Origin of the sequence: Paracoccus xiamenensis (genome assembly GCF_011308835.1) — a bacterium.
In the GTDB taxonomy this organism is placed as follows: domain Bacteria; phylum Pseudomonadota; class Alphaproteobacteria; order Rhodobacterales; family Rhodobacteraceae; genus Paracoccus; species Paracoccus xiamenensis.
This window is the reverse complement of sequence record NZ_JAAOHY010000002.1, coordinates 271468-297106: the sequence shown is the minus strand read 5'-3', so window position 1 is coordinate 297106 and position 25639 is coordinate 271468. Positions and strand designations below refer to the sequence as shown.

The window sequence follows — 25639 nt, the reverse complement described above, 5'->3', positions numbered from 1 at the left end:
GTCTTTGCGCCCGCCTACAGCGTCACGCGCGACTGCTCGTACGCCAGATTGCCGTTGCCATCACGGGCGGTCGTTTCGATCACCGCGCCACCGGTGCCGTCTTTCTCGATCTCGGCATTGCCTTTGCCCACGCGCTGCCCGCCCTGGCAGGTGGCCGTAAAGGCAATCATGGTATCCGCCGGCTGTTCGCCATAGCTGGCCAGCTTGCCGCCCGTGCAATTGTCGTCCAGCAGCCCGCGCACCTCGTCGGCGCTGAAGCCCGCCGGGTTATAGCGCCCGGTCATCTTGCCGCCGTCAAAATCCACCGTGAAGAAATTCGGATTGCTGCTGCTTGCCCCGCAAGCACCCAGCGCAAGACCAGCCGTGACCAGCAAAGCGGGCAGAGCAATATGCCCGGTACGAAAAGAATGACGCAAGATTATCTCCTTTTATCTGAATGGCTTACGCTATTCAGCGCCGGGGATCAGGTCAATCATATTTCGTTCACCGCATGAAAAAGCGGGGCCAGAGGCCCCGCCATCTTCTTGTTCGGTCAGGCCTATTCCGCAGGGATCGCGGCCAGATCGCCGGTTTCGGCAATCGGGTATTTCAGGCGCGACAACATTTCCTTCGGGCAGATCTGCAGGAAATGGTCTTTCTCGGTCTCCCAATTCGCCAGAATATCGCGCGCACGGGCCGAGCTGGTTTCCTCGGCATGGCGTTCGATCAGGGCTTTCAGCTCCTGCTCCCAATGGGCGACGGTGACGGGCGCGGTGACCAGCGTTTCGGCGTTGATGTATTTGCCCGCGACCCCTTCCGGGTCATAAAGATACGCCATCCCGCCCGTCATGCCCGCGCCAAAGTTCGCGCCGATCCGGCCAAGGATCACCGCCACACCGCCGGTCATGTATTCACAACCATTGGTGCCGCAACCCTCGATCACCACCTTGGCGCCGCTGTTACGCACCGCAAAGCGTTCGCCCGCGCGGCCAGCTGCGAACAGGTAACCGTCGGTCGCGCCATACAGCACCGTGTTGCCGATGATGACGTTATCCGCCGCCACAAGGGGCGAGGCCATGGGCGGGCGCACGACAATCGTGCCGCCTGACAGGCCCTTGCCGACATAGTCATTCGCATCGCCCGAAACCTCGATCTTCAGGCCCGGCGCGGCAAACGCCCCCAGCGACTGCCCGGCGCTGCCGGTCAGACGAACGGTCAGGTGGTCGGGTTGCAGCTTGTTGCGCATCCCGAAGGTCTGCACGATCATGCTGGACGTACGCGTGCCGATGGTGCGCAGCGTGTTTCGGACGGCGTAATGCAGCTGCATCTTTTCGCCGGCGCTGAAGAAGCGTTCGGCATCGCGGATGATTTCCGTGTCCAGCGTTTCCAGCACGGCATTGCGCGGCTTGGAACGGTCGTAGACGATCTTGTCGGACCCATCGACCGTAATCAGCAGCGGGTTCAGGTCCAGATCGTCCAGATGCGCGGCCCCGCGGCTGACCTGAGTCAGCAGGTCGGCCCGCCCGATCACCTCGTCAATGCTGCGCGCGCCGATGGATGCCAGCACTTCGCGCACCTCGGTCGCATAGAAGGTGATCAGGTTCACCACCTTGTCGGCGCTGCCGTTGAACATCGAACGCAGCTTTTCGTCCTGCGTGCAAACGCCCACCGGGCAGGTGTTCGACTGGCACTGACGGACCATGATGCAGCCCATGGCGATCAGCGCGGCGGTGCCGATGCCGTATTCCTCGGCCCCCATCATCGCCGCCATGACGATATCGCGCCCGGTGCGCAGCCCGCCATCGGTGCGCAGCGTGACGCGTTCGCGCAGGTTGTTCATCGCCAGAACCTGATGCGCTTCGGTCAGGCCCATCTCCCACGGAAGACCGGCGAACTTGATGCTGGTCGCCGGGCTGGCCCCGGTTCCGCCGTTATGGCCGGAAATCAGGATGATATCCGCCTTGGCCTTGGCCACACCCGCCGCGATGGTGCCAACGCCCGAGGACGCCACCAGCTTCACGGTGATCTTCGCGCGCGGGTTGATCTGCTTGAGGTCATAGATCAGCTGCGCCAGATCTTCGATACTGTAAATATCGTGGTGCGGCGGCGGCGAGATCAGCGTGACCCCCGGCGTCGAGTGGCGCAGACGCGCGATCAGCGCCGTCACCTTCATGCCGGGAAGCTGCCCGCCCTCGCCGGGTTTTGCACCCTGCGCGACCTTGATTTCCAGCTCTTCGCAGGCGTTCAGATATTCCGCCGTCACCCCGAACCGGCCGCTGGCCACCTGCTTGACCTTGGCGCAGGGGTTATCGCCATTCGGCAGCGGGTGGCTGTGCGCCGGATCCTCGCCACCTTCGCCGCTGTCGGATTTCGCGCCGATGCGGTTCATGGCGATGTTCAGCGTCATATGCGCCTCGGGCGACAGCGCGCCCAGCGACATGCCCGGCGTCACGAAACGCTTGCGGATGCTGGTGATGCTTTCCACTTCCTCGATCGGGACCGGCTTGCCCAGCGGCTTGATGTCCAGCAGATCGCGGATATGGATCGGCGGATTGGCCCGCATCGTTTTCGAGTACTGCTTCCAGATGTCGTAAGACGCCTTTTCGCAGGCCAGTTGCAGCAGCCGCATGGTATTGGCTTCCCATGCGTGCTTTTCGCCCGACCGGCGCAGCTTGTAGAAGCCACCGACCGGCAGCAGGCTGGCATCGCCGTCAAAGCCCAACCCGTGCACTTCTTCCAGCTTGTGCTGAATGCCGTGCAGACCGATGCCGGAAATACGGCTGTGCATGCCGGGGAAATATTCGTTCACCAGCGCACGCGACAGGCCCACCGCTTCGAAGTTCAGGCCCCCGCGATAGGACGACAGCACCGAAATCCCCATCTTCGCCATGATCTTCAACAGGCCCTGGTCGATGGCGTCGCGGTAACGGCGCATGTTCTCGATCAGGGTGCCTTCCAGCAGGCCCCGCTCGATCCGGTCGGCAATGCTGTCCTGCGCCAGATAGGGGTTCACGGTGGTCGCCCCGCAGCCGATCAGCACGGCGAAATAATGCGGGTCGATACACTCGGCCGAACGGATGTTCAGCGAACAGAAGGTCCGCAGCCCCTTGCGGGTCAGCCAGCTATGCACAGCCGAGGTCACAAGGATCATCGGCATGCCGACCCGATCCGTGCCGACGTTTTCATCGGTCAGCACCAGATGGCCCGCGCCCGAACGCACGGCATCTTCGGCTTCGTTACGGATGCGCGCCAGCGCCTCGCCCAGCGCCTCGGCCCCGGCACCTTTGGGGAAGGTGCAATCGATCTTGGTCGCGGCCTCGCCGAACATCCGCATCATCTCGGCGAATTCGCGGTTGGCGACAAAGGGGGTTTCCAGCAGCAGGATTTCAGTCTGGCTGCTGCTTTCGTCCAGCACGTTCTTGAGGTTGCCAAAGCGCGTCTTCAGCGACATCACCCGCGTTTCGCGAAGCGAGTCGATGGGCGGGTTCGTCACCTGGCTGAAGTTCTGGCGGAAGAAGTGCGACAGCGGGCGATACTGGTTCGACAACACCGCAGGCGGGGTGTCGTCGCCCATGGATGCCAGCGCTTCCTTGCCGTCCTCGGCCATGGGGGCGAGCACGTTTTCCAGTTCTTCCAGCGTATAGCCGGCGGCGAACTGACGGCGGCGCAGATCGTCGCCCTTGAAGTTCAGATCCTCGGGCAGGTCGCGCATCTGCACGGACAGCTCTGCCACCTTCTCGATCCACTCGCCGAAAGGCTGCGAACCCGCCAGACGGTTCTTGATCTCGGCATCGTGGTACAGCTTGCCGTCTTCCATATCGACGCAGATCATCTGCCCCGGCCCCAGCGCGCCCTTTTCGACAACGCCGGTTTCGTCGACCGGCACCATGCCGACCTCGGACCCCGCGATCAGCAGCCCGTCGCCCGTCACGACATAGCGCATCGGCCGCAAACCGTTGCGGTCCAGACCGCCGCAGACCCAGCGGCCATCGGTCATCGCCAGCGCGGCGGGGCCGTCCCACGGCTCCATCACGGCGTTGCAATAGGCATACATGTCGGCCCATGCCTTCGGCATGTCGGTCGTGGCCTTGGACCAGCTTTCAGGAACCAGCATGGTCTTGGTCATCGGCGCCGAACGGCCCGAACGCACCATCACCTCGAACACCGCATCAAGTGCGGCCGAATCCGACGATCCGCCCGGCACGATCGGCTTGATGTCGTCCGCCATGTCGCCGAACGCATTCGACGCCATGCGGATCTCGTGGCTTTTCAACCAGTTGAGGTTGCCCTTCAGGGTGTTGATCTCGCCATTATGGGCCAGCATGCGGAAGGGCTGGGCCAGCCACCACTGCGGGAAGGTATTGGTCGAATAGCGCTGGTGATACAGCGCGAAAGCGCTTTCGAACCTTTCATCCTTCAGGTCGGGATAGAACTCGGCCACCTGTTCGGCCAGCATCATCCCCTTGTAGATGATCGACCGGCAGGACAGCGAACAGAAATACAAGCCCTGCACGCCAGCCGCCAACGCCGCGCGTTCGATCCGGCGGCGGATGATGTACAGCTCACGCTCGAATTCGACCTGAGACAGGCCCTTTTCGTTGCGGATCAGGATCTGCTCGATCTCGGGGCGGGTGGCGTTCGCCTTTTCGCCCAGAACGGCGATGTTCACCGGCACATGGCGCCAGCCATAGATGTAATGCCCCATGCGGATCACTTCGGATTCCACGATGGTCCGGCAACGTTCTTGCGCCGAAAAATCGGTGCGCGGCAGGAAGACCTGACCGACGGCGATCAGCTTGTCGTGGTCGGGTTCATGCCCGGTGCGACGGATCTGGTCATAGAAGAAGGGCACCGGGATCTGGACATGGATGCCCGCCCCGTCGCCGGTCTTGCCGTCGGCATCGACCGCGCCGCGGTGCCAGATCGCCTTCAGCGCGTTGATGCCGTTCTGCACCACCTGCCGCGAGGGCTTGCCGTCGATGGACACCACAAACCCGACACCGCAGGACGAATGCTCGTCCTCTTCGCGATACAGGCTGTTTTCGGCCATCCACTTGCGGCGGGCTTCTTCGTTGGCTTGCCAGTTTTGCGTGACTTCAGTCATTGGATGACCTCCTTAACAGAGTTCGACGGGGCAGCGGGCCGCGCGGCCTGCTGCAAATTGGTCGTAAGGTTGACCACCTGCCACCACAGCCAGATGGCCAGCACGGCCAGCGGGGCGTTGACGATCTCCACCATGGCCGAGGTGATCTGCCGGCCCGACAGCGTTGCGCTGTCATCGGCATAGTAACCGGTAAACAGAACCAGCCCGGCCAACATGGTCAGCGTGCTCGACACCACCCAGACGCCCCACCACCAGCGCAGCACAGGCGGCGCGGGCGCATTCAATTCGCGCGGGGGCCGGGTCGAGCTGTTATGGATCTGGCGCATTGCCCGATAGGGCATGAACAGGCTGGCAATCGGCACCAGATGCCACAGCAACGCGCCAATGGGCGAAATGCGCCGCGCGTCGGGCAGCAGCAGCGCGGCATTGCGGGCCGCACGATACAGCCATATCGCCCCCATCAGATAACAGGCGGGCAGCAGGAAATTGTAGAAGCCCAGAACCGAGGCCTCGAATTCCTGAAACTCGGCCCAACGCATGTCAAATTCGTCGCCCAGCGAATCCGCGTCGGTCAGCTGCAAAAATTGCCAGTTGCTGACGCCATAAGCCAGCTCGGCCCCGACCATGCCCAGCAGCGCCACGCCCACGACCGTGCGCAGGCGGGTCAGGTCATAATAGCGATCAGCCGCCATGGCGGTATCTTTCGGCAAGCGGCATAAGGGCCATCATCATCTCACAGTCAAAAAGCGGTTCTGTTGCGCCGAAACCGGCATCGCCCGGAAAGGCAAAGGTGACCGGGCTGTCATCGTCGTTGCGGATCTCTCCGCTCCAGTCCTCGGAATGCTCAACCCCGCCATAAAAACGGCCATGATCGCGGTTGATGAATTGCTGACCGGTCGATTCGATCAGCAGCTGGCCATCGGCGCCAAAGGTCTTCAGCTGAAATTGCGTGAGTTCCAGCTTTACCCCGTCGATTTCCACCGTCTCACCGGTCAGCCGGTCCTCGCCGATATGGCGCAACTGCTCGCCATTGTTCGATTCGGTCCAGAAATCGAAATCGTCGCGCCCGGTCCGCAGCAGCGTCGAAAAAGACGCCGGATCGGCGGCCTGCGCCATCAGCCGGTCGGTCAGCCCCGTGGTCAGATCCGATGATTCCAGCCAGCGCGTTTCGGCGTCGATCTTGGAATGATAGCTCGGGCCTTCCTTGTCGAAATAGATGACATGCTGGTCGCCCGGCGCATCGGCGGTGCAAACGTAATGCTGCCCGACCGTACACCCCCGGTTCTGGACGGTGATCTTCAGCGCGCAGCCCGAGGGCGGCACGAAGTTCGCCGCCCGCGCCTGCGAAAAGGTCAGCATGGTTGCCGCAATCAGCACAGCAGCCGCCAGCCCGATCTGCTGGACGGAATGGGGTGTCGGCACCGCCTGTGTACGCGCAGTGTACAGCCTGTGTACGCCCTGTGCGGACGCCCGGCTCATTCCGCCGCGACCTGCGCGGCACTGCCAAGGAATTCGGCAATGCTGTCCGCAGCCTCCCGCCCGTCCCGAATGGCCCACACCACCAGCGACGCGCCGCGCACGATATCGCCCACCGCGAAAACGCCGGGCAGGCTGGTCTGATGGCTGCGGAAATCGGCCTTGATGGTACCCCAGCGCGTGGTTTCCAGCCCCTCGACACCCCACAGGCGGGGCAGTTCCTCGGCCTCGAAGCCCAGCGCCTTGATGACCATCTCGGCCGGCTCGTGGTAATCGGCGCCCTCGATCAGTTCCGGGCTTTGCCGGCCGGAAACATCGGGCTTGCCCAGCCGCATCCGCTGGACGCGGACCTTGGCGATATGGGGGCGCTCGGCGTTGATCGCGGTGGCCGGGCCGCTTTCGCCCTGCACCGCACCGATGAATTCCGCCGGTGCGGACAGCCACACGAATTCGACGCCTTCCTCTTCGGCGTTCTGTACCTCGCGCTGGCTGCCGGGCATGTTGGTGCGGTCGCGGCGATACAGGCATTTGACCGATTTCGCGCCCTGACGGATCGCCGTGCGCACACAGTCCATCGCCGTGTCGCCGCCACCGATGACCACCACGCGCTTGCCGCGCGCGTCCAACTCTCCATCCTCGAAATCGGGGATTTCGTCGCCCAGATCGATCCGGTTCGAGGCGGTCAGATAGTCCAGCGCCCGGATCACGCCATGCGCGTCGGGATTGTCGATGTCCAGATCGCGGGTCTTGTAAACACCGGTGGCGATCAGCACTGCATCATGTTTGCCGCGAATGGCGTCAAAGCTCAGATCCTCGCCGACATTGCAGTTCAGCACGAATTCGACGCCGGCCTCTTCCAGCTGCGCGTTGCGGCGCTGCACGATATCCTTTTCCAGCTTGAAGCCGGGAATGCCATAGATCATCAGCCCGCCAGAGCGGTCGTGCCGGTCATAAACCGTGACCTGAAAGCCCATGCGGCGCAGCCGGTCAGCGGCGGCCAGCCCACCGGGCCCTGCGCCGATAATGCCGATGGATTCGCTGCGTTCGGCGTCGGGGCGGATCGGCTCAACCCAGCCCTCTTCCCAGGCAGTATCGGTGATATATTTCTCGATCGCGCCGATGGTGACGGTGCCGTGGCCCGACTGCTCGATCACGCAATTGCCTTCGCACAGCCGGTCCTGCGGGCAGATGCGGCCGCAGATTTCGGGGAAGGTATTGGTCTGCTGGCTGACCAGATAAGCTTCCTTGGTGCGGCCTTCGGCGGTCAGGCGCAGCCAGTCGGGGATGTTGTTGTGCAGCGGGCAATGCGACTGGCAATAAGGCACGCCGCATTGGCTGCAACGGCTGGCCTGCTCCTTGGCCTTGGCCTCGGCAAACTCACGATAGATCTCGTGGAAATCCTCGCTCCGCTCCTCGGCAGAGCGTTTTTCGGGCATCTGCCGCCCGAGCGTGACGAATTTCAGCATCTTCTGCGTGGCCATACCGCTGCGCCCCCTTAATCCGCCTACCCGAGTACCCCCCGACCAGAGCGAATAAAAGACAGCACAGCTGACCTATTTGCGAGATTCCCGCCTAGCTGTTCATTTTTCCGCTCAAAATATCACGGAAATAGGTCAGCATACGTTACATACCAGCCGCCAAAGCCAGCAAAGCAAGGGTGCCGACAATGATTCGCCACCAGGCGAACAGCGCGTAGCCATGCTTGGACACATAACCGAGCAGCCATTTTACCACGAGCAGCGCTGCCACGAAGGCGCAGACAAAGCCCACGACGATGTTCCCCATCGCCTGCGCGTCCAGAATATCACGATTCTTCATCAGATCGTAGGCAAAGGCCCCCGCCATGGTCGGCATCGACAGGAAGAAGGAAAACTCTGCCGCCGCGCGCTTGCCCACGCCCATCAGCATCGCGCCAACAATGGTCGAGCCAGACCGCGACACCCCCGGAATCATCGCCAGACACTGAACCAGCCCGATCTTGAAGGCAGTGCTGGGTGGAATGTCCGCGGCCTCGGTCACCGTGGGTGTCGGCGCGCGGCGGTCGACAAACAACAAGATCACGCCACCGACAATCAGCATGATCGCGATCAGCATCGGCGTTTCAAACAGCACCGTCTTGATGAAATCATGCGCCAGCACGCCCACGACCACCGCAGGCAGAAAGGCCAGCAGCACCGACAGGATAAAACGGCGGGCCACCGGATCATGCGGTGCGGCCGCAAAAAGCTGCACCAGCCGGCCCGCATAGACACCCAGGATTGCCATGATCGCGCCCAGCTGGATCAGCACCTCGAAGGCGCGTCCGGGACTGTCGAAACCCAGGAAATGCCCGGCAAGAAGAATATGCCCTGTCGAAGACACAGGGATGAACTCGGTCAGGCCTTCCAGCAGACCAAGCAGACCGGCAACGATGGTATCGTTCATGTCAGTTCGGGCGCAGGTTCTTGGCCGATGCGGTCATGTCCGCATATTGCCCGCCGGGGCGGAAGCGCCACAGGTATTCGCCGATCACCGCGCCCGAGGCCGTCTGCTGGATCCCCAGGTCCTCCAACCCGCGGGCGCCCTCGGCGACCACATTGTCCTTGCGCAGCGACCGCACCTGATCGCGGGTCAGCACGCGGTTGGTCAGCAGACCGCCCGTCACAGCCGAGGCGAAGTCAAACAAGCCGCCGACCACACCCGCCGCCCAGAAGGGCAGGTTAATGACCATCCGGCGACGCTGGGTCTTTTCCAGCGTCTGCGCGACCATCTGGCGCAGTGTCAGCACGTCAGGGCCACCAAGTTCGTAAATGCCGGGATCAGCCTTGCCCTGCGCCGCCTTCACCGCCGCCTGGGCGACATCCTCGACATAGACCGGCTGCATCTGCGTCTTACCGCCAGCGATCAGCATGACCGGGCCAAGCCCCGCCAGCGAGGCAAACCGCCCATAAACACCGTGATCGGGCCCGAAGATCACCGACGGCCGCAGGATCACTGCGCCCGGCTGGTGACGCAGCACGGCGGCCTCGCCCTCGCCCTTGGTCGCCGCATATTGGCTGGCCGATTCGGGATCAGCGCCGATAGCCGAGACATGCACGAAATTCGCGATCCCGTTTTCCGCCGCGATCCGTGCCACGCGTTCCGCACCCTCGACCTGCACGGGGGCAAAGCGGTTCTTGCCCTCATTCACCAGGATGCCCACGCAGTTGATGACCGCATCCGCATCGGCCATCGCCGCGCGGACCGAAAGCTCGTCACGGATATTGCACGGAATGGGCTCGACCTGGCCCACGGCGCCATAGGTGCGCACGAAAAGCGCCTCGCTTGGACGGCGTACGGCGACGCGGACGCGCCAGCCCTCTTTTGCCATCAGGCGAGCGATCTGGCGCCCCAAGGCCCCGGAACCGCCATAAATCGTGACGATCTTAGACATGACATGCACCCTTTTGCGGCTTTGTCCTGCTGATAGCGCGCCCCGCCGGGCCGGGCAAGCGCCGCGCCCGAAACTGAACCGGACAGCCTGATCGCTTTTTTTCGTCGTCGGCGAATTTTTGCAGAAAATGGCCGTTGACACCCCCCGCGACTGCCCTTAATCACCCCGCTCACGGCACCTGCCCAGGTGGCGGAATTGGTAGACGCGCACGGTTCAGGTCCGTGTGCCGCAAGGCGTGGAGGTTCGAGTCCTCTCCTGGGCACCAAAAAACCCGCAGCTCTTGTAGCTGCGGGTTTTTTGCTGTTTCGACCTAAATGATTACCGCATAAGAACGGCTGCCGTTTCGACTGGCGGATTGAGGCCGAGAGGCCGGCAGATGCGCCCCAGTCGATTCTATCGAGTCCCACGACCAAAGCCTGATCCGGTATCGCGCCCCATGTCGCTGCGATTCTTTCATAAAACCGGCAGCAAGTTCAGCAGCAAAGCCGAAGATGGCGCTCGGGCAGCGCTGATACGTTCGCTCATCTCTTCGGGTGGCGATCCGCGCTGAACCTCGCGCCTGACTGAAATCGGCTTTAATCCCGAAACATCACACTTGAAAACGATTACAGCTTTTGTATGGATAACAACCGAGGGGGAGTGACGACCATGCGCACCATCAAAGGGCCGGGCCTGTTCCTGGCGCAATTCGCCGGCGATACGGCGCCCTATGACAGTTGGGATTCGATCACCAAATGGGCGGCGTCTCTTGGCTATGTCGGCGTGCAGGTGCCCAGCAACGACCCGCGGCTGTTCGATCTGGATCTGGCCGTCAGCTCACAGGATTGGCGCGACGAATTTCTGGGCATCGCGGCGCAGAACGGCGTCGCCGTGACCGAGCTCTCCAGCCATATTCAGGGCCAGCTTGTCGCCGTCCACCCCGCCTATGACGAGGCTTTCGACGCCTTCGCGCCCGAAGCCCTGCGCGGCAATCCGCAAGCGCGTCAGGAATGGGCGGTCGATCAGGTCGCCAAGACCATCCGTGCCAGCCGCCTGTTGGGGCTGGACGCGATGGCGACGTTTTCGGGCGCTCTGGCATGGCCCTATCTGTATCCGTGGCCACAGCGCGCGCCGGGTCTGGTCGAAACTGCCTTTGACACGCTGGCGCAGCGCTGGCGCCCCCTTCTGGATCTGGCCGAGGAAAACGGCGTCGATGTCTGTTATGAGATCCATCCGGGCGAGGATCTGCATGACGGCATCACCTTCGAGATGTTTCTGGACCGCGTGAAGGGTCATGCCCGCGCCAACATGCTGTATGACCCATCGCATTATGTGCTGCAGCAGCTCGACTACATCCAGCACATCGACTTTTACCACGACCGCATCCGCATGTTCCACGTCAAGGATGCCGAGTTCAATCCGACCGGTCGGCAAGGCGTCTATGGCGGATTCCAGTCCTGGGTGAACCGCGCCGGGCGCTTCCGCAGTCTCGGTGATGGGCAGGTTGATTTCGGGCAGATCTTTTCCAAACTGACCCAATACGACTTTGCCGGCTGGGCGGTCGTCGAATGGGAATGCGCACTGAAACACCCCGAAGACGGGGCACGGGAAGGGGCCGAATTCGTGAAAAACCACATTATCCGCACGACACCGCACGCATTTGACGATTTCGCCGCGCAGGACGCCGATCCCGCCGCGAACCGCCGCGCTTTGGGGCTGGGGGTATGAGCGCGCCGATTCCGCTGGGCATGGTTGGCGGTGGCGATGGTGCTTTCATCGGCGCGATCCACCGCATCGCCGCCCGCATGGATGGCCAGTTCAGGCTGGTCGCGGGCGCGCTGTCGTCGAACCCGGAAAAGGCGCAGGCTTCGGCCGAATCGCTGGGCATCGAGCGCAGCTATTCCGACTATCGCGAGATGGCCCGCGCCGAGGCTGCGCGGCCTGACGGCATCCGCGCCGTGTCAATCGTCACCCCGAACCACCTGCACGCACCGGTCGCCATCGCCTTTCTGGACGCGGGCATCAATGTCATCTGCGACAAACCGCTGACCTCCACGCGCGAAGATGCCGAGGCCCTGGCCGCGGCCGCCAAGCGCAGCAAGGCGCATTTCTTTCTGACCCACAACTATTGCGCCCATCCGATGGTGCGCGAGGCCCGCGCCATGGTCGCAGACGGCGATCTGGGCAAGCTGCGGCTGGTGCAGGCGGAATACCTGCAGGGCTGGCTGTCGGAGGACGTGCAGAACAAGCAGGCCGACTGGCGCACCGATCCGGCGCGCTCGGGCGCGGGGGCGATTGGCGACATTGGCACCCATGCCTGGCAGTTGGCGGAATTCGTGACCGGACAGACGCCCGCCAGCCTCTCGGCGGATCTGTCCAGCATGGTCGAGGGCCGCCGCGTCGATGACGATGCCCGCATCGCGCTGCGCTATGACAGCGGCGCCAAGGGCGGGCTTTGGGTCAGCCAGGTGGCCGTCGGTCAGGAAGGCGGGCTTTCGCTGCGCCTGTTCGGGACCGAAGCCGCGCTGGAATGGCGCCTGCAGGACCCCGAGGCGCTGATCTTCACCGGCAAGGACGGACAGGCCCTGCGGCTGACGCGGGCGCGCGACCGTTCGAATTCCGGCCGCACCCCTTCGGGGCATCCGGAAGGCTATCTGGAGGCATTTGCTAACCTCTATCGCGATATTGCCGAAGCCATTCGCGGCGATGAAACCCACCTGGACCGCATTCCCGGCATCAAGTCCGGACTGTCCGGCATGGCCTTCATCTTCGCCGCACAGGACAGCGCCGCCAAGGATGGCGCATGGGTAAAGGTGACGACATGACTGTTGTGCTTGCACTGGACAAGATAACCAAAAGCTTCGGCCCGGTCGAGGTTCTGCACGGTGTCGATCTGGAACTGCACTCGGGCGAGGTTCACGCCCTGATCGGTGAAAACGGCGCCGGCAAGTCGACGATCATGAAGATCCTCGGCGGTTATCTGGCACCGACCACCGGTCAGGTGCTGCTGGACGGCGCGCCGGTGACCTATCGCTCTGGCCCGGAAGGCGAGGCGCAGGGCGTCGTCGTCATCCATCAGGAATTCAACCTTGCCCCCGACTTGACGGTGGCGGCCAACATCTTCCTGGGCCGCGAGATCAGCAAGGGTCTCGGGCTGGATCATGCCGCCATGCGCGCCGCCACGGCGGAACTGCTGACCCGGCTGGACACCTCTATCCGCCCCGAGGCGCTGATCCGCGACCTGTCGGTCCCCGACCGCCAGATGGTCGAGATCGCCAAGGCCCTTTCGCGCAAGGCGCGGGTGCTGATCATGGACGAGCCCTCGGCCGCGCTGACCCATCGCGAGGTCGAGGCGCTGTATGCTCAGGTTGATCGGCTGCGCGCCGAAGGTGTGGCGCTGATTTTCTGTTCGCACCGGATGGACGAGGTTTCCCGCCTGGCCGACCGCATCACCGTTTTGCGCGACGGGACCGTGGTGCAGCGCGCTCTGCGCGGCGAGATGACCGAGGACGGCATGGCCACGGCCATGGTCGGGCGCGAGCTGACCGACATTTTCCCGCCCAAGGACACCTCCAGCGGCGAAACCCTGCTGGAGCTGCGGAACTTCACCGTGCAGAGCGTGGTCAAGGACGTGTCGCTGAAGCTGCACAAGGGCGAGGTGCTGGGCATCGCCGGCCTTGTCGGATCGGGCCGGACAGAGCTGGCCGAGGGCATCGTCGGATTGCGTCCCGCGACCGGCGAGCTGCGCATCCATGACCGGCAGATGAACATCCGCAGCCCGCGCGAGGCCCGCGACGCGCGCCTTGCCTATCTGACCGAAGACCGCAAGGAAGCGGGGCTTCTGCTGGACAAGAACCTGCCGGTGAACCTGACGCTGACCGCGCTGGATGAATGGGGCCTGCGCATTGATACCAAGCGCGAAAAGGCCGAAATGGTCAGCGCGCGCAAGGAATTCGACATCCGCGCCGCATCCGACGACATGCGCGCAGGGGCACTGTCGGGCGGTAACCAGCAAAAGCTGCTGCTGGCCAAGACCATGCTGACCGACCCAGAAATCGTCATCATCGACGAACCCACCCGCGGCATCGACATCGGCACCAAACAGCAGATCTATCACTTCGTCCGCGACCTCGCCCGGCAGGGTAAGGCGGTCATCGTGATCTCGTCCGAACTGCCCGAGGTGATCGGCCTGTCGGACCGCGTGCTGGTCATGCGGATGGGCCGCATCGCGGGCGAAGTCGAAGGCGCTGCAATTAACGAAGAAAACATTGTTCGCCTCGCGATGGGGCTGGAACGCGAGGAGGAGCCCGCGTGAAACGTATCGACCTGCATGTCTGGGGACCGCTGATCGCCCTGATCGGGCTGTTCATTCTGGGCGCCATCCTGAACCCGGCCTTTCTGGCCCCTGCCAACCTGTCAAATGTGCTGGCGCGTTCGGCATTCATCGGGCTGATCGCCATTGGCATGACCTTCGTCATCACCCAGGGCGGGCTTGACCTGTCCGTCGGGTCGATGGCGGCCTTTCTGGCCGGCATCACCATCATGGCGATGAACGCACTGGTGCCGGTGGTGGGCGAGAACTGGGGCACGATCATCCTTGGCATGGGCGTGGCCCTGCTGGGCGGGGTTGCCGCCGGCTATGTCAACGGCGCGCTGATTACCAAGGCCAGGATCGAGGCCTTCATCGTCACCCTTGGCACCATGGGGATCTTCCGTTCGCTGGTGACCTGGCTTGCCGATGGCGGCACGCTCAGCCTCGATTCCGGGCTGCGTTCGATCTATCGCCCGGTCTATTTCGGCGGGCTTGGCTGGATCACCTGGCCGATCATCGTCTTCGCCGTCGCGGCCGTCGTCGGCGAATGGGCGATGCGCCACACCCGTTTCGGCCGCCATGTCGAGGCGATCGGGTCGAACGACCGCGTCGCACGCTATTCCGCCGTCGATGTCGAACGGGTCCGGCTGACGACTTATGTGCTGCTTGGCGCTTTGGTAGGCCTTGCCACGATCCTTTATGTCCCCCGCCTCGGCTCGGCCTCTGGCTCGACCGGCGTGCTGTGGGAACTGGAAGCCATCGCCGCGGTCATCATCGGCGGTACCGCGCTGAAAGGCGGCCGGGGCCGGGTCTGGGGCACCGTGGTCGGTGTGCTGATCCTGTCCTTGATCGACAATATCCTGAACCTGACGGATCTGGTCAGCCCCTATCTGAACGGGGCGATCCAGGGCGTCATCATCGTCCTTGCTGTGGTGTTGCAGCGGGAAAAACGCACCGCAGAGTAGCGGTCATCTGGGAGGTAAAGTAATGAAACGTCGTAACATGTTGAAGATGCCGGTGGCGGCGGCGGCACTGTCGCTGATGACCGCAGGTGCTTTCGCGCAGGACGCCGAGCAGGTCGTGATCGGGGTGTCCATCCCTTCGGCCACGCATGGCTTCATGGGCGGTCTGAACTGGCACGCGCAGGACACCATCGCTCGCCTGGGCGAGGCCTATCCGAATATCGAATTCGTGCTGGCCACCGCGCCCGATGTCGGCAAGCAGGTGTCCGATATCGAGGACATGCTGGCCACCCGCGACATCGACGGGCTGGTGGTCCTGCCCTTCGAATCCGATCCGCTGACCGACCCCGTCAAGCAGGTCAAGGAAGCTGGCAAATTCGTCACCGTCGTTGACCGGGGTCTTGCCGAAGAAGGGATCGAGGACCTGTATGTCGCCGGTGACAACGCTGCCTTTGGCCGCGTCGCAGGCGAATATTTCCGCGACAATCTGGACGCGGACGCGAAGATCGTCGTTCTGCGCGGCATCCCGACCACGCTGGACAATGAACGGGTCGAGGCATTCCAGGCCGCGCTTGAAGGTTCCGACAAGGAAATCCTTGATATGCAGCACGGCAACTGGAACCGCGACGACGCGTTCAACGTGATGCAGGATTATCTGGCGAAATACCCGGAAATCGACGCCGTCTGGGCGGCCGATGACGACATGGCCATCGGCGTTCTGGAAGCCATCGCCCAGGCCGGCCGCGAGGATCAGATGGTCGTCGTCGGCGGTGCTGGCATGAAGGACATCATCAAGCGCATCATGGACAAGGATCCGCAGCTGCCGGTGAACGTGACCTATCCGCCGGCGCTGATCTCCTCCGCGATCGAGATGACGGCGCTTAACTTCGTTTCAAGCGCGCCGATGACCGGGCGTTACATCATCAGCAGCCAGCTGATCACGCCTGAGAACGCGGAACAGTATTACTTCCCCGACAGCCCGTTCTGATCCGGGCCTTCGGATGACAGGCGACCACGCCGGGCAAGCGATTGCCCGGCGTTTTCATTTGCCGCCCGGTCCGCTTCGGCCCATGCTGGCGAGGCAGTCAGAACGGGGCAGATATGCTGGAAAAGATCATCTACGTGGCAGGTTACGGGCGCAGCGGCTCGACCCTGCTGGACATGATGCTGGGCAGCGATCCCCGCATCTTCGGCGCCGGAGAGATGTCGACGATCTGCCGCCATGTCTGGCCGAATGACGAATTCTGCGCCTGCCACGCCCGCGTCCGCGCCTGCCCGCTGTGGTCGGGCATCATGGCCGAGTGGCTGGCCAGCAGCGTCGACCCTGCGGCCCATGCAAAGCTGCAACAGAAGATCGAGCCGGTATTCGCCCCCGCGCGCAGCCTTGGCGGGGCGACTGCCCGGCGTTACGGCGAAGAAACGCTGGCTTTGCTACGCATCACCGCCGCCCATGCGGGGCGGCCGGTGCTGCTGGACAGCTCGAAATCGCCGGGCCGGGGGCTGGCGCTGGCGGCAGCGGCACAGGCGGCGGGGGTGGATTTCCGCGTCCTCCATCTGGTGCGCGACCCGCGCGCGGTGGCTTATTCGATGTCGAAGCCGATGAAGATCGACACCGAAGCCGGCGTGCAAAAGCGGATCCGCGCTCATCCCGCATGGCGCACGGCGCTGCGCTGGAACTATGTCAATGCCGGGGCCGATGCGCTGATGCGGCGCCTGCCCGACGGTCACGGCCTGCGGCTACGCTATGAAGATCTCGTCTCGCAGCCAGAAGCGGTGCTGAACAACGTGGGCATCGCGGTTGGGCAGCAGCTTGGCACCATCGCCGAAGCGATCGCCGAGGGCGCCCAGATCGCTGCCAGCCATCAGGTTGCCGGCAGCCGCATCCGCATGTCGGGGCCAATGGCGCTGAGGCCCGATCTGAATTGGCAGGATCGCATGGCCCCCGCCGCGCGGGCGCAGGTCGAACGGATCAGCGGCGGACGAATGCGGCGTTATGGTTATGACTGAGGCAAGGCCTCGTCTTCCGTGTCATCCGCGGGCGCAAGGCTGATCGCCAGCGCCAGAAACCACGGCACCGCCCAGAAGCGGGCATAGAAATGCGCAAGGCCGTTCTGCACCAGCGCCAGCATGATGATGATGGTGATGGTCAGCACCCCATACCAACGCGTCTGGCGCGCCAGCATCATCGGCAGGCCGATCATCAGCCCGGTCGCCATAAGGCCGAAATGCCCCAGCAGGCTGACGATGCCACCCTCGGCCAGCAGCAGCAGATAGGTGTTATGGACTGGCGCACCATGCGCGCTGATGGTGCGGTACTGGTCCGCGCCCAACCCGATCCAGATTGTGCGGCGGGTGACACCGTAAGCCTCGTGGATCAGATACATGCGGTCTGAAAAAGTGCCGGCCTCGTCCATGTTGCCGGTCTCCAACGCGCCCATCACCCGCTCGACAAAGATGTCGGGCAGGAAATATTCGCCCCAGAGAATGGTCACGAAAACCAGCAGTCCCGCTGTCATCGCCATGCCCAGCAGCAACCGCAATGCACCGCTGAACAAAGCCAGACACACCGCCCCGATCACCGTCAGGAAGAAGCCTGTATTCGATCCGGTCTGCAACAGACCATAGGCCAGCGGCACAGTCAGCACGACCAGCATCAAAAGGCGGATTTCACGAGTAAAATACAGCCACAGGCTGAAAGTAATGGCTATGGCCGCCAGCGCGGCGGCAGCATTTTCACGTTCGACCAGCGTGGACATTCGACCGCTTGGCGTCACGAACCGGAAATCCTTGGGCGCAAACTCCATATACCAAGAGCCGTGCAGCATGACGAAGACCATCGCGGCGACGAAGACCTTGATAAGAAACAGAACCTCGGCGCGAGACCGTTGCAGCAACAGCAGCGGCACCACCAGCAGTGAAAAACAATACTGCCCCACCACCGTCAGCCCCGCGACCAGATCCCCACGGATGGCCGAGCTTACCAGCAACCCAAAGGCCAGCAGGAAGACGCTGCAATACCACGCCATCGAAACCTGCCCGAACGGTGCCAGCGGCACCCGCCCCTGCGCATACATGACCACCAGCGACATCATCAGAAACACGTCACTCAGCGTGATATAGGCGAAATCGGCGCGCAGATAGTTGATCGGCGACAGAAAGACCGCCGCCGCCATCAGGACCACATCGGCGCGCCAGAAGGATTGCCGTGGCGCCGCCGGGGCACCCGTCAATTCGGGCGCAAACGCAAAATCGCTCACGTCGTCGAACCCGTTCTTGAAGATATCCCGGCAATTATGCTGCGCGCCTGTCCATATCGCAAGGCGGTTGTCGGGGCCGCAGGGCATGTTAGGGTCAGGCTGTGCTCGCCAGAAGGAAATGCATATGGCCCCCACGCGCATCCTGTTTCCTTTTGCGGGCAATACGGGGCTTGGCGGCAGCCATGTCTCGGCGCTGGATCTGATCGCGGGACTGGACCGCGACCGTTTCACGCCAATGATCCTGCTGCACCAGCACGCCGGACGGGTCGGCGAATATGCCGGCGATCTGGGACTGGACTTCGAGGTGGCCGAAAACCTGCCCTTGCTGCGCAGCCGCAACAGCCCTCGCAAAGGCGACATCGGGCTTGCGCGCTATGCGCTGGCGAACCTGCGCCGGTTGATGGCTGAAATCCGGCGGCTTGACCCGCAGATCGTCCATACCAACGAGGGGCGCATTCACACCAATTGGGTGCTGCCCACCCGCCTTGCCGGACGCAAACACCTTTGGCACCACCGGCAGGACCCGCGCGCCCTCGGCGTAAACAAGCTGGCGCCGATCCTGTCCGACCAGATCGTCAGCGTTTCCCATTTCGCGCGGCCCGCCGCACCCATCCGCAGCGTCGATGACCGCTTTACCGTGGTGCGCAGCCCCTTTGATTTCAGCGCCGCCATTCCCGACAAGGCCGCCGCCCGCAAGGCCCTTCTGGCCGAGCTGAACCTGCCCGAAGACAGCCTGTTGCTGGGTTGGTTCGGCACCCTGACCGAACGCAAGAAACCCACCCGCTTCGTCGAGGCGGTGGCCGAAATCGCCCGCGTCCTGCCTGACCGCCCGGTCCATGGGCTGCTGTTCGGCGGCGAGGTCGAGACCCATTCATCGCTGAACCGCCGCTGCGAAGAACGGGCAGCGGCGTCGGGGGTGTCGGGCAACATCCACCTGATGGGCTTTCGCAGCCCACTGGCCCCTTACATGGCCGGGGTCGATGTCAATCTGGTCACGGCGCTGCACGAACCTTTCGGGCGCACGCTGATCGAATCGATGTATCTGGGCACGCCGGTCATCGCGACCGCCCATGGCGGCAACCCCGAGGCCATCACCGAAGCCGAAACCGGTTTTCTGGTCGAACCCGAAAACCCGCAGGCCTTTGTCGCACCGTTGCAACGGCTGATCGACGACCCCGCCCTGTATGACCGCATCGCCCGCGCCGCCCATTCGGATGTCACCGCGAAATATGGGCGGGAAACCCATATCCGCCAGATCTCCGAGATCTATGACCGGCTGGCACCGCCGCAGCGCTAGCCACCGGCCGGCGGCTCTGACTGACCATTCCCCGGCAGTTCGGCCAGATGAACGGCGCGCAGCAGGTTGATGACGTCCGATTGCCGCGAGGCGCCGCTTTTCTGATAGATGTTGCGCAGGTGGTAATTCACCGTTGGCTTGGCGATGCCCATCAGCTCGCCGATCTGGTCCAGCCGCAGCCCCTCGGCCAGCAGGCCAGCCAGCTTTGTTTCGGTCGGGGTCAGCCCGATGGCATCGGCGACCAACCGGCCACCCAATGCACCGCCATGGGCCGATGGAAAGATCGCGGCGGCAAAGATCGGATCGGCATCGTCAGGATCGGTCAGCGCCAGAGTGACCACGAACAGATGTTGGGCTGCATTGCTGCGCGACACGCCGGTCGGGACCATGCGAAAGTCCAGCACCCCCGGCCGCATCCGCTCAAATCGGCCTGCCCCCCGGCCACCAGGGACGGTATGGCGCAGGATCCAGGCGCGTATCGCCTCGGAATTGGTGCGCGACAGGTTGCGGGCCAGCCGGTTGGCAAAAATCGACTGGGCAGAAGAATCGAACAGTTCGATGCCGAAGGATAACCGGTCCAACAGCGCCTGAAGCGCCTCTAGCCGGGGCGAGCCGTGCCCGGCCTCATGCCGGGCAATGGCGGCCTCGCGAACGCGACTAGTTACCCTTAGCTGCGTTTCCAGCGATGCGACCAGCAGGTCGATATCCACCGGTTTGGCCAGATAGTCATCGGCCCCGGCCAACTTGCCCGCGACGATATCGGCGCGCGCGCCGAATTCCGATATCACGATGATCGGCATATCGGCCAGGTCATGCCGCTCGCGGCGGATCTGCTGCAACAGGGCCATGCCGTCATGGCCGGGCAGCGTCTGATCACACAGCATCGCGTCGGGGGTGCGGTCGTGCAGCATGTTCAGCGCGAAAGCGTGATCTTGAGCTGCAGCGACGCTGAAACCATGCTGCGCAAGGCCCGCGCCGACCCGCTTTTGCAGTTCCGGGTCGGCGGTGCAGACCATGATCCGCCGACGCCGGACGGGGTGCAGACTATCCATCGCCCCCCTCCTTTCGGACCGGGTGGCGGTACGGAACGATGTGAAGGTCAGCCCTGCGCATCGGACAATACCTCCAGCAGACCGGTGGAAACCGCGTCCAGTTCGGCCTCGGTCCAGGTCGGATCGACAAGAAAGGCCAGACTGGTCTGGCCCAGCTCTCGGGCGATGGGCAAAGGCGCCTTCGGGTGGTTACCGGGGGCGGCGAAGACCTGTTCAAGATAGATTTCCGAACAGCTGCCCGAAAATACCGGCAGCCCGCGCGCATTCACTGCGGCCAGAATGCGGTCGCGATCCCAGCCCGGGGCCAGCCGATCAGGCCGCACATAGGCATAGAAGCGATACCACGCATGGGTCATGCCCGGCTGTGGCTGCGGGATACGCAGCACGTCCGACGCCGCAAGCGCCGCTGCAAGCCGCCCGGCATTGGCGGCACGGATCGCTTGCCATTCCGGCAGCCGGCGCAGCTGTACCCGGCCGATGGCAGCGGATGGGCCGGTCATGCGCAGGTTGGTGCCGGGGCCTGCGGCATGCAGCCAGCGAAAGCCCGGCGCAGGGTTCGGTGCAAAGACCAATGCGCGATCCTTGCCGTGGTCCTTGAAGCTCCAGATCCGGTCGTAAAGCGCTTCGTCATCGGTCACGATCAGTCCGCCTTCGCCGCCGGTGGACATGATCTTGTCCTGACAGAAGGAATAGGAGCCCAGCGTCCCGAACCCGCCCAGTGGTCGGTCGCCGATCTGCGCGCCATGGGACTGGGCGCAATCCTCGATCACCCACAGCCCATGCTGGCCGGCCAGCTCCATGATGGCGGGCATGTCGCAGGGCCAGCCGCCAAGATGGACGGGGATGATGCCGCGGGTGCGCGGGGTGATCTGTTCGGCGATGGTTTCGGGGGTGATATTGCCGCTGTCACGGTCGATTTCCGCAAAGACCGGCCGCCCGCCCGCCAGCAACACGCAACTGGCCGAAACGACGAAGCTGCGCGGGCTGACGATCACCTCGTCCCCCGGTTGCAGATCCAGCGCCCGCAGCGCCGCATCCAACGTGACCGAGCCATTGGCCATCGCGATCGCATGGGCGCTGCGGTTATGGGCGGCGAACTCATCCTCGAACGCGCGCACGTCGGGGCCGGTCCAGGCATTGACCTTGCCCGAGCGCAGCACCTCAGTCACTGCCGCGATCTGTTCATCGTCAAAGACCGGCCATGTCTGCGGGCGCTGCATCATTCCACCATCCTGACAGTGATAAAGGCCTCGGCCGCGTGGCGATGCACGGTGGCGCCGCGCAGCGTCGCCAGCGCCGTCAACGCCGCGACCGAGCGTTCATGCGGCGCCGGCTTCTGCTGGCTTTCGAACTGGGCAAAGGCATCGAGCTTGCGCTGAAGCGTGTCCGAGATGTCGACGAACAGATTGGGCAGGAAGCCCGGCGTCAGATAGGGCGCATTCCAGTTGGTCTCCGACAGCGTTTCATAGGCGAAGATCCGGGCCGGATATTCCTGCTGATACGGGCGCGAGGCCACCAGTGCCGACAGGAAGCTGAGCTGATGATCCAGATGGATATCGCCCGGATGGGGCACGAACAAGGTGCACGGCTGGACCAGGCTGACGACCTGCGAAATCGCCCGGTTCAGGTCGGCATGGGCATATTCGCCCAGCTCGGCCGCCGGACAATCAAGGTAATGCGTTTCCGCCACGCCCAGCAAAGCATGGGCTGCGGCGGCCTCGGCCCGGACGGCAGCAACCTGAGCGGCGTCAAAGCGAGGTGCGCGGCCGGTGGTAACAATGGCCACATGCACCTGCGCGCCGGCATCCGACAGCCGCGCCATGGTGCCGCCAACGCCCAGCACCTCATCATCGGGATGGGGGGCAATGACCAGCACCGGGCCATCATTTGCAATCAGCCCGGTCATAGACCCCTCCCCAAAGTGGAATGCCGCCCCAGCGTGCCCTCGCCCTGCCAGGCCAGCAGATCCAGACATTGCCCGTCACCGCACATGACGGTGACAAAGTCGTCGCTGATTTCCTGCACCTGGCCCGGCATCCCGACGAAATAGTCGCCGCGGGGGTGCAGCCTCGCGCGGGTGATGGTGATGTCATCACCCTGCATCGTCGTGGTGGTCGCGCCGGGATAGGGGGGACCGACGGCGCGAATTAGCCGCTCAATTTCCGCGGCGGGGCGGGTCCAGTCGATGCGGCCGTCCTCGGGGCGGCGGCGCGCACAGAGGCTGGCCTGGGCGTGGTCCTGCTGGGTGGCCGGGACGTCGCCCGTGGCGATGCGGCGCAACAGCGGTGGCAGCATCGTCGCCATTTCCGAAACCGACCGGTCGTAAAGCTGGCGGGCGGTGATGGTTTCGGGGTCGATATCAAACAGCGCCTGCGCGGCGATGGGGCCGTCATCGACCCCCTCGCCGATCCAGAACAGCGTCGCCCCGCCCTGTCGCTGGCCGGTCAGGATCTGCCACGGAATCACCGCGCGTCCCCGCATCCGCGGCAAGGGCGCGGGGTGAAAGCCCAGCACACCCAGCCGCGGCAGGGCCATCATCTCAGCACCCACAAGCTGCGACCAGCCGATGATCATGATCAGATCGGGCCGCAATTCCGTCAGGGTCTGCATCAGGCCGGCATCGTCGCTGCGCGCCGTACGGTGAAGCGCGATCCCATGGGCCTGCGCGATCGGACCCAGATCGGCGAAATCCGAATGCGAACCCGCCTTTTCCAGCGGCAGGGTCACCACCAGATCAGGTTCCTGCCCATCATCGCACAGCGACAACAGCGCAACGGCAGAGCCTTCGACAGCACCGATGAAAGCCGTCCTCATGCCGCACCCGCCTGTTCCAGCACCCCGCCGAAACGCGCCCTTACCCATTCAGTCGCATCACGCAGGCGGTCGGGGTCGCGGATCTCGCCGCGCAGGGGGACAAGCACGGTTTCCGCCATCACCCGCAGGTCGAGGCCGGGGCTGCGATGGCCGACATACCAAAGATCGAGGGCCAGTTTCTCGGTATTGGACAGGCGGGTGTTTCCATTCACCTGTGCCCATCCCGTCACCCCCGGCGCGACGGAGTTACGCAACTCTCCCAACGCCCCGAAATCCGCGACCGTCACCGGCAGCAGCGGGCGCGGCCCCACCAGCGCCATCTGACCCCGCAGGACCAGCCAAAGCTGCGGCAGTTCATCAAAGCGCAATCGCCGGATCAAACGGGTCAGCCGGGTTTGGCGCAGGGCATCCGGCAGTAACTGGCCGCTGGCATCGCGCGCGTCGGTCATTGTCCGATATTTAGGCACAACGATATTACTACCGTTCTTTCCGGCCCGAACTTGACGAAACATTACTGGCGCCCCGAGTTGCAGGCGCAGAATTAATGCAACGATAAGTTGAATTGGGACAGACAATAAAAACAGAATGATGACAAGAAAAAGTTCCTGGTAACGTTTCACGACCCAAGCCTACCAACTGAAAATCGACAAAAAACAATACATCCCATAAACTTGGGTCACGCCGAAGCGCCAATAGATAAACCCGAATCTTGCAATTCGATTCTGCGGCAGCAAGTTTATTTTTTCAAGTTTTCATTTCTTTGGAACAGATTCTACACTAGCCTTCCCATGATCTCTTTTGAACTGCTGACTATTACAAATGGCCCAGCCACGAATCCTCCATGTCATTACCGGAACAGCAATCGGTGGCGCCGAAATCATGCTGCTGCGCTATCTGCGCGCGCTGGGGCCGGCGCGTGACCGGCACAGCGTGGTGTCGATGATGCCTTGCGGGCCCGTGGCGGCGATGATTCGCGATGGCGGGGTCGAGGTCGGCGATCTGGGCGCCGCATCGGCTCGGCAGATTCCTGCCGCGATTCGGCGGCTGCAGACGGTCATCCGTCAGCGAGATCCGCAGGTGATCCACGGCTGGATGTATCACGGCAGCCTCGTCGCGACGCTGGCGCTGCGCCTCGGGCGGCGGCCCGATATCGGGCTGATCTGGGCTATCCATCATTCGCTGGCGGATCCGGCACGCGAAAAAATGACCACCCGCGCCGTGCTGCGTGGACTGCGGTTCATGGCAGAACGCGCCGATACGATCACCTATTGCGCCCAGCAATCGGCGCAGCAGCATGCGGCATTTGGGCTGCCCCCGGCGCGGGCCCAGTTCGTGCCCAACGCGATTGACACGCAGGAATTCCGGCCCGATCCCACGGCGCGCGCGCGGCTGGCTGCCGCCACCGGCATCCCCGAGGGACGACGGGTCATCGGCAGTTTTGCCCGCGCCCATCCGATGAAGGACCACCCGGCCTTCGTGCAGGCGCTGGCGCAGCTGGTCGATCAGGGGCTGGATGTGCAGGGGCTGCTGATCGGCAACGGCCAGCCCGGCGGCCCGGCCGAGGCCGAAGCGGCGCGTCTGGGAATTTCCGACCGGCTGACCACGCTGCCGGCACGCGACGACATCGCCGCGCTGGTGCCGGGGCTGGACGCCTATCTGCTGTCCTCGGCCTGGGGCGAGGCGCTGCCGCTGGCGGTAGCCGAGGCGATGGCCGCAGGTGTCCCCGCCGTGGTTACCGATGTCGGCGATTGTCGCTGGCTGGTCGGCGATTGCGGTGCCGCGGTGCCGCCACGCCGACCCGACCTGATGGCGCGTGCGCTGTCCGACCTTCTGGCGCTGCCCGCCGATCGCCGCGCCGCACTGTCCGCCGCCTGCCGGGCGCGCATCATCCAACAGCTGTCGCTGCCCGATTACATTACCCGCCACGATGCGCTTTACCGGCAGGCTTGGTCCGCCCGCGCATCCAACATCCCTGCGGAGGCTGCATGAACGATC

21 protein-coding genes and 1 tRNA gene are annotated in these 25639 nt (G+C 63.7%); 9 read left to right on the top strand and 13 right to left on the bottom strand.

The window, feature by feature from the left end:
* Positions 1-14: 14 nt before the first annotated feature.
* From G7044_RS08210 to G7044_RS08180, 7 genes are all read right to left on the bottom strand, one after another.
* Positions 15-416, bottom strand: a complete 402-nt coding sequence (locus tag G7044_RS08210; RefSeq protein ID WP_166327907.1) for a hypothetical protein — start codon at positions 414-416, stop codon at positions 15-17.
* Between the two features lie 122 nt (positions 417-538).
* Complete coding sequence (gltB, locus tag G7044_RS08205; RefSeq protein WP_166327906.1) at positions 539-5083, bottom strand: glutamate synthase large subunit; 4545 nt, start codon at positions 5081-5083, stop codon at positions 539-541.
* On the bottom strand, positions 5080-5775 hold the full coding sequence (locus G7044_RS08200; RefSeq protein ID WP_166327905.1) for a DUF4328 domain-containing protein: 696 nt from the start codon (positions 5773-5775) through the stop codon (positions 5080-5082). The genes gltB and G7044_RS08200 overlap by 4 nt, the downstream gene beginning before the upstream one ends.
* The gene (locus G7044_RS08195) at positions 5765-6562 is read right to left on the bottom strand and encodes a hypothetical protein (RefSeq protein ID WP_235931211.1); all 798 of its coding nucleotides are present in this window, start codon (positions 6560-6562) and stop codon (positions 5765-5767) included. Before G7044_RS08195 ends, G7044_RS08200 begins: the two co-directional genes overlap by 11 nt.
* Positions 6559-8040: an NAD(P)-dependent oxidoreductase gene (locus G7044_RS08190; RefSeq protein ID WP_166327904.1), complete on the bottom strand. Its 1482-nt coding sequence runs from the start codon at positions 8038-8040 to the stop codon at positions 6559-6561. The genes G7044_RS08195 and G7044_RS08190 overlap by 4 nt, the downstream gene beginning before the upstream one ends.
* A 142-nt stretch (positions 8041-8182) precedes the next feature.
* A complete protein-coding gene (locus G7044_RS08185; RefSeq protein ID WP_166327903.1) occupies positions 8183-8983 on the bottom strand; it encodes an undecaprenyl-diphosphate phosphatase in 801 nt (266 codons plus the stop codon).
* 1 nt (position 8984) lies between these two features.
* Positions 8985-9971, bottom strand: a complete 987-nt coding sequence (locus G7044_RS08180) for a complex I NDUFA9 subunit family protein (RefSeq protein WP_166327902.1) — start codon at positions 9969-9971, stop codon at positions 8985-8987.
* A gap of 180 nt (positions 9972-10151) precedes the next feature.
* On the opposite strand from G7044_RS08180, the gene G7044_RS08175 reads away from it, so the two are divergent.
* The 7 genes from G7044_RS08175 to G7044_RS08145 all read left to right on the top strand — a co-directional run bounded on the left by G7044_RS08175 (position 10152) and on the right by G7044_RS08145 (position 17231).
* Positions 10152-10236 (top strand) — tRNA-Leu (locus tag G7044_RS08175).
* A gap of 383 nt (positions 10237-10619) precedes the next feature.
* Positions 10620-11678, top strand: coding sequence for a sugar phosphate isomerase/epimerase family protein (locus tag G7044_RS08170; protein ID WP_166327901.1), 1059 nt, complete (start codon positions 10620-10622; stop codon positions 11676-11678).
* Positions 11675-12775 (top strand): Gfo/Idh/MocA family protein, encoded by a 1101-nt coding sequence (locus G7044_RS08165; RefSeq protein ID WP_235931210.1) that lies wholly within the window; start codon positions 11675-11677, stop codon positions 12773-12775. Before G7044_RS08170 ends, G7044_RS08165 begins: the two co-directional genes overlap by 4 nt.
* Entirely contained in the window at positions 12772-14265 is a 1494-nt protein-coding gene (locus G7044_RS08160; RefSeq protein ID WP_166327900.1) for a sugar ABC transporter ATP-binding protein, read from the top strand. Before G7044_RS08165 ends, G7044_RS08160 begins: the two co-directional genes overlap by 4 nt.
* A complete protein-coding gene (locus G7044_RS08155; RefSeq protein WP_166327899.1) occupies positions 14262-15227 on the top strand; it encodes an ABC transporter permease in 966 nt (321 codons plus the stop codon). Before G7044_RS08160 ends, G7044_RS08155 begins: the two co-directional genes overlap by 4 nt.
* Positions 15228-15249: 22 nt before the next feature.
* Entirely contained in the window at positions 15250-16212 is a 963-nt protein-coding gene (locus G7044_RS08150) for an ABC transporter substrate-binding protein (protein ID WP_166327898.1), read from the top strand.
* A gap of 113 nt (positions 16213-16325) precedes the next feature.
* A complete protein-coding gene (locus G7044_RS08145; protein ID WP_166327897.1) occupies positions 16326-17231 on the top strand; it encodes a sulfotransferase family protein in 906 nt (301 codons plus the stop codon).
* Here the strand turns inward: G7044_RS08145 and G7044_RS08140 are convergent.
* Positions 17222-18481, bottom strand: coding sequence for an O-antigen ligase family protein (locus G7044_RS08140; protein ID WP_166327896.1), 1260 nt, complete (start codon positions 18479-18481; stop codon positions 17222-17224). The genes G7044_RS08145 and G7044_RS08140 overlap by 10 nt on opposite strands.
* A 124-nt stretch (positions 18482-18605) precedes the next feature.
* On the opposite strand from G7044_RS08140, the gene G7044_RS08135 reads away from it, so the two are divergent.
* Positions 18606-19778, top strand: a complete 1173-nt coding sequence (locus tag G7044_RS08135) for a glycosyltransferase (protein ID WP_166327895.1) — start codon at positions 18606-18608, stop codon at positions 19776-19778.
* Here G7044_RS08135 and G7044_RS08130 read toward each other — a convergent pair.
* The 5 genes from G7044_RS08130 to G7044_RS08110 are packed head-to-tail and all read right to left on the bottom strand — an operon-like array spanning position 19775 to position 24264.
* A complete protein-coding gene (locus G7044_RS08130; protein WP_166327894.1) occupies positions 19775-20830 on the bottom strand; it encodes a response regulator in 1056 nt (351 codons plus the stop codon). The two genes, G7044_RS08135 and G7044_RS08130, sit on opposite strands and share 4 nt — an antisense overlap.
* Positions 20831-20877: 47 nt before the next feature.
* Positions 20878-22053, bottom strand: a complete 1176-nt coding sequence (locus G7044_RS08125) for a DegT/DnrJ/EryC1/StrS family aminotransferase (protein ID WP_207630226.1) — start codon at positions 22051-22053, stop codon at positions 20878-20880.
* Positions 22050-22736 (bottom strand): PIG-L deacetylase family protein, encoded by a 687-nt coding sequence (locus tag G7044_RS08120; RefSeq protein WP_166327893.1) that lies wholly within the window; start codon positions 22734-22736, stop codon positions 22050-22052. Before G7044_RS08120 ends, G7044_RS08125 begins: the two co-directional genes overlap by 4 nt.
* Positions 22733-23644, bottom strand: a complete 912-nt coding sequence (locus tag G7044_RS08115; RefSeq protein ID WP_166327892.1) for a methionyl-tRNA formyltransferase — start codon at positions 23642-23644, stop codon at positions 22733-22735. The genes G7044_RS08120 and G7044_RS08115 overlap by 4 nt, the downstream gene beginning before the upstream one ends.
* Positions 23641-24264, bottom strand: coding sequence for a sugar transferase (locus G7044_RS08110; RefSeq protein ID WP_166327891.1), 624 nt, complete (start codon positions 24262-24264; stop codon positions 23641-23643). The genes G7044_RS08115 and G7044_RS08110 overlap by 4 nt, the downstream gene beginning before the upstream one ends.
* A gap of 199 nt (positions 24265-24463) precedes the next feature.
* Here G7044_RS08110 and G7044_RS08105 point away from each other — a divergent pair, with 199 nt between their 5' ends.
* Complete coding sequence (locus G7044_RS08105; protein WP_166327890.1) at positions 24464-25633, top strand: glycosyltransferase; 1170 nt, start codon at positions 24464-24466, stop codon at positions 25631-25633.
* Positions 25634-25639 lie beyond the last annotated feature (6 nt).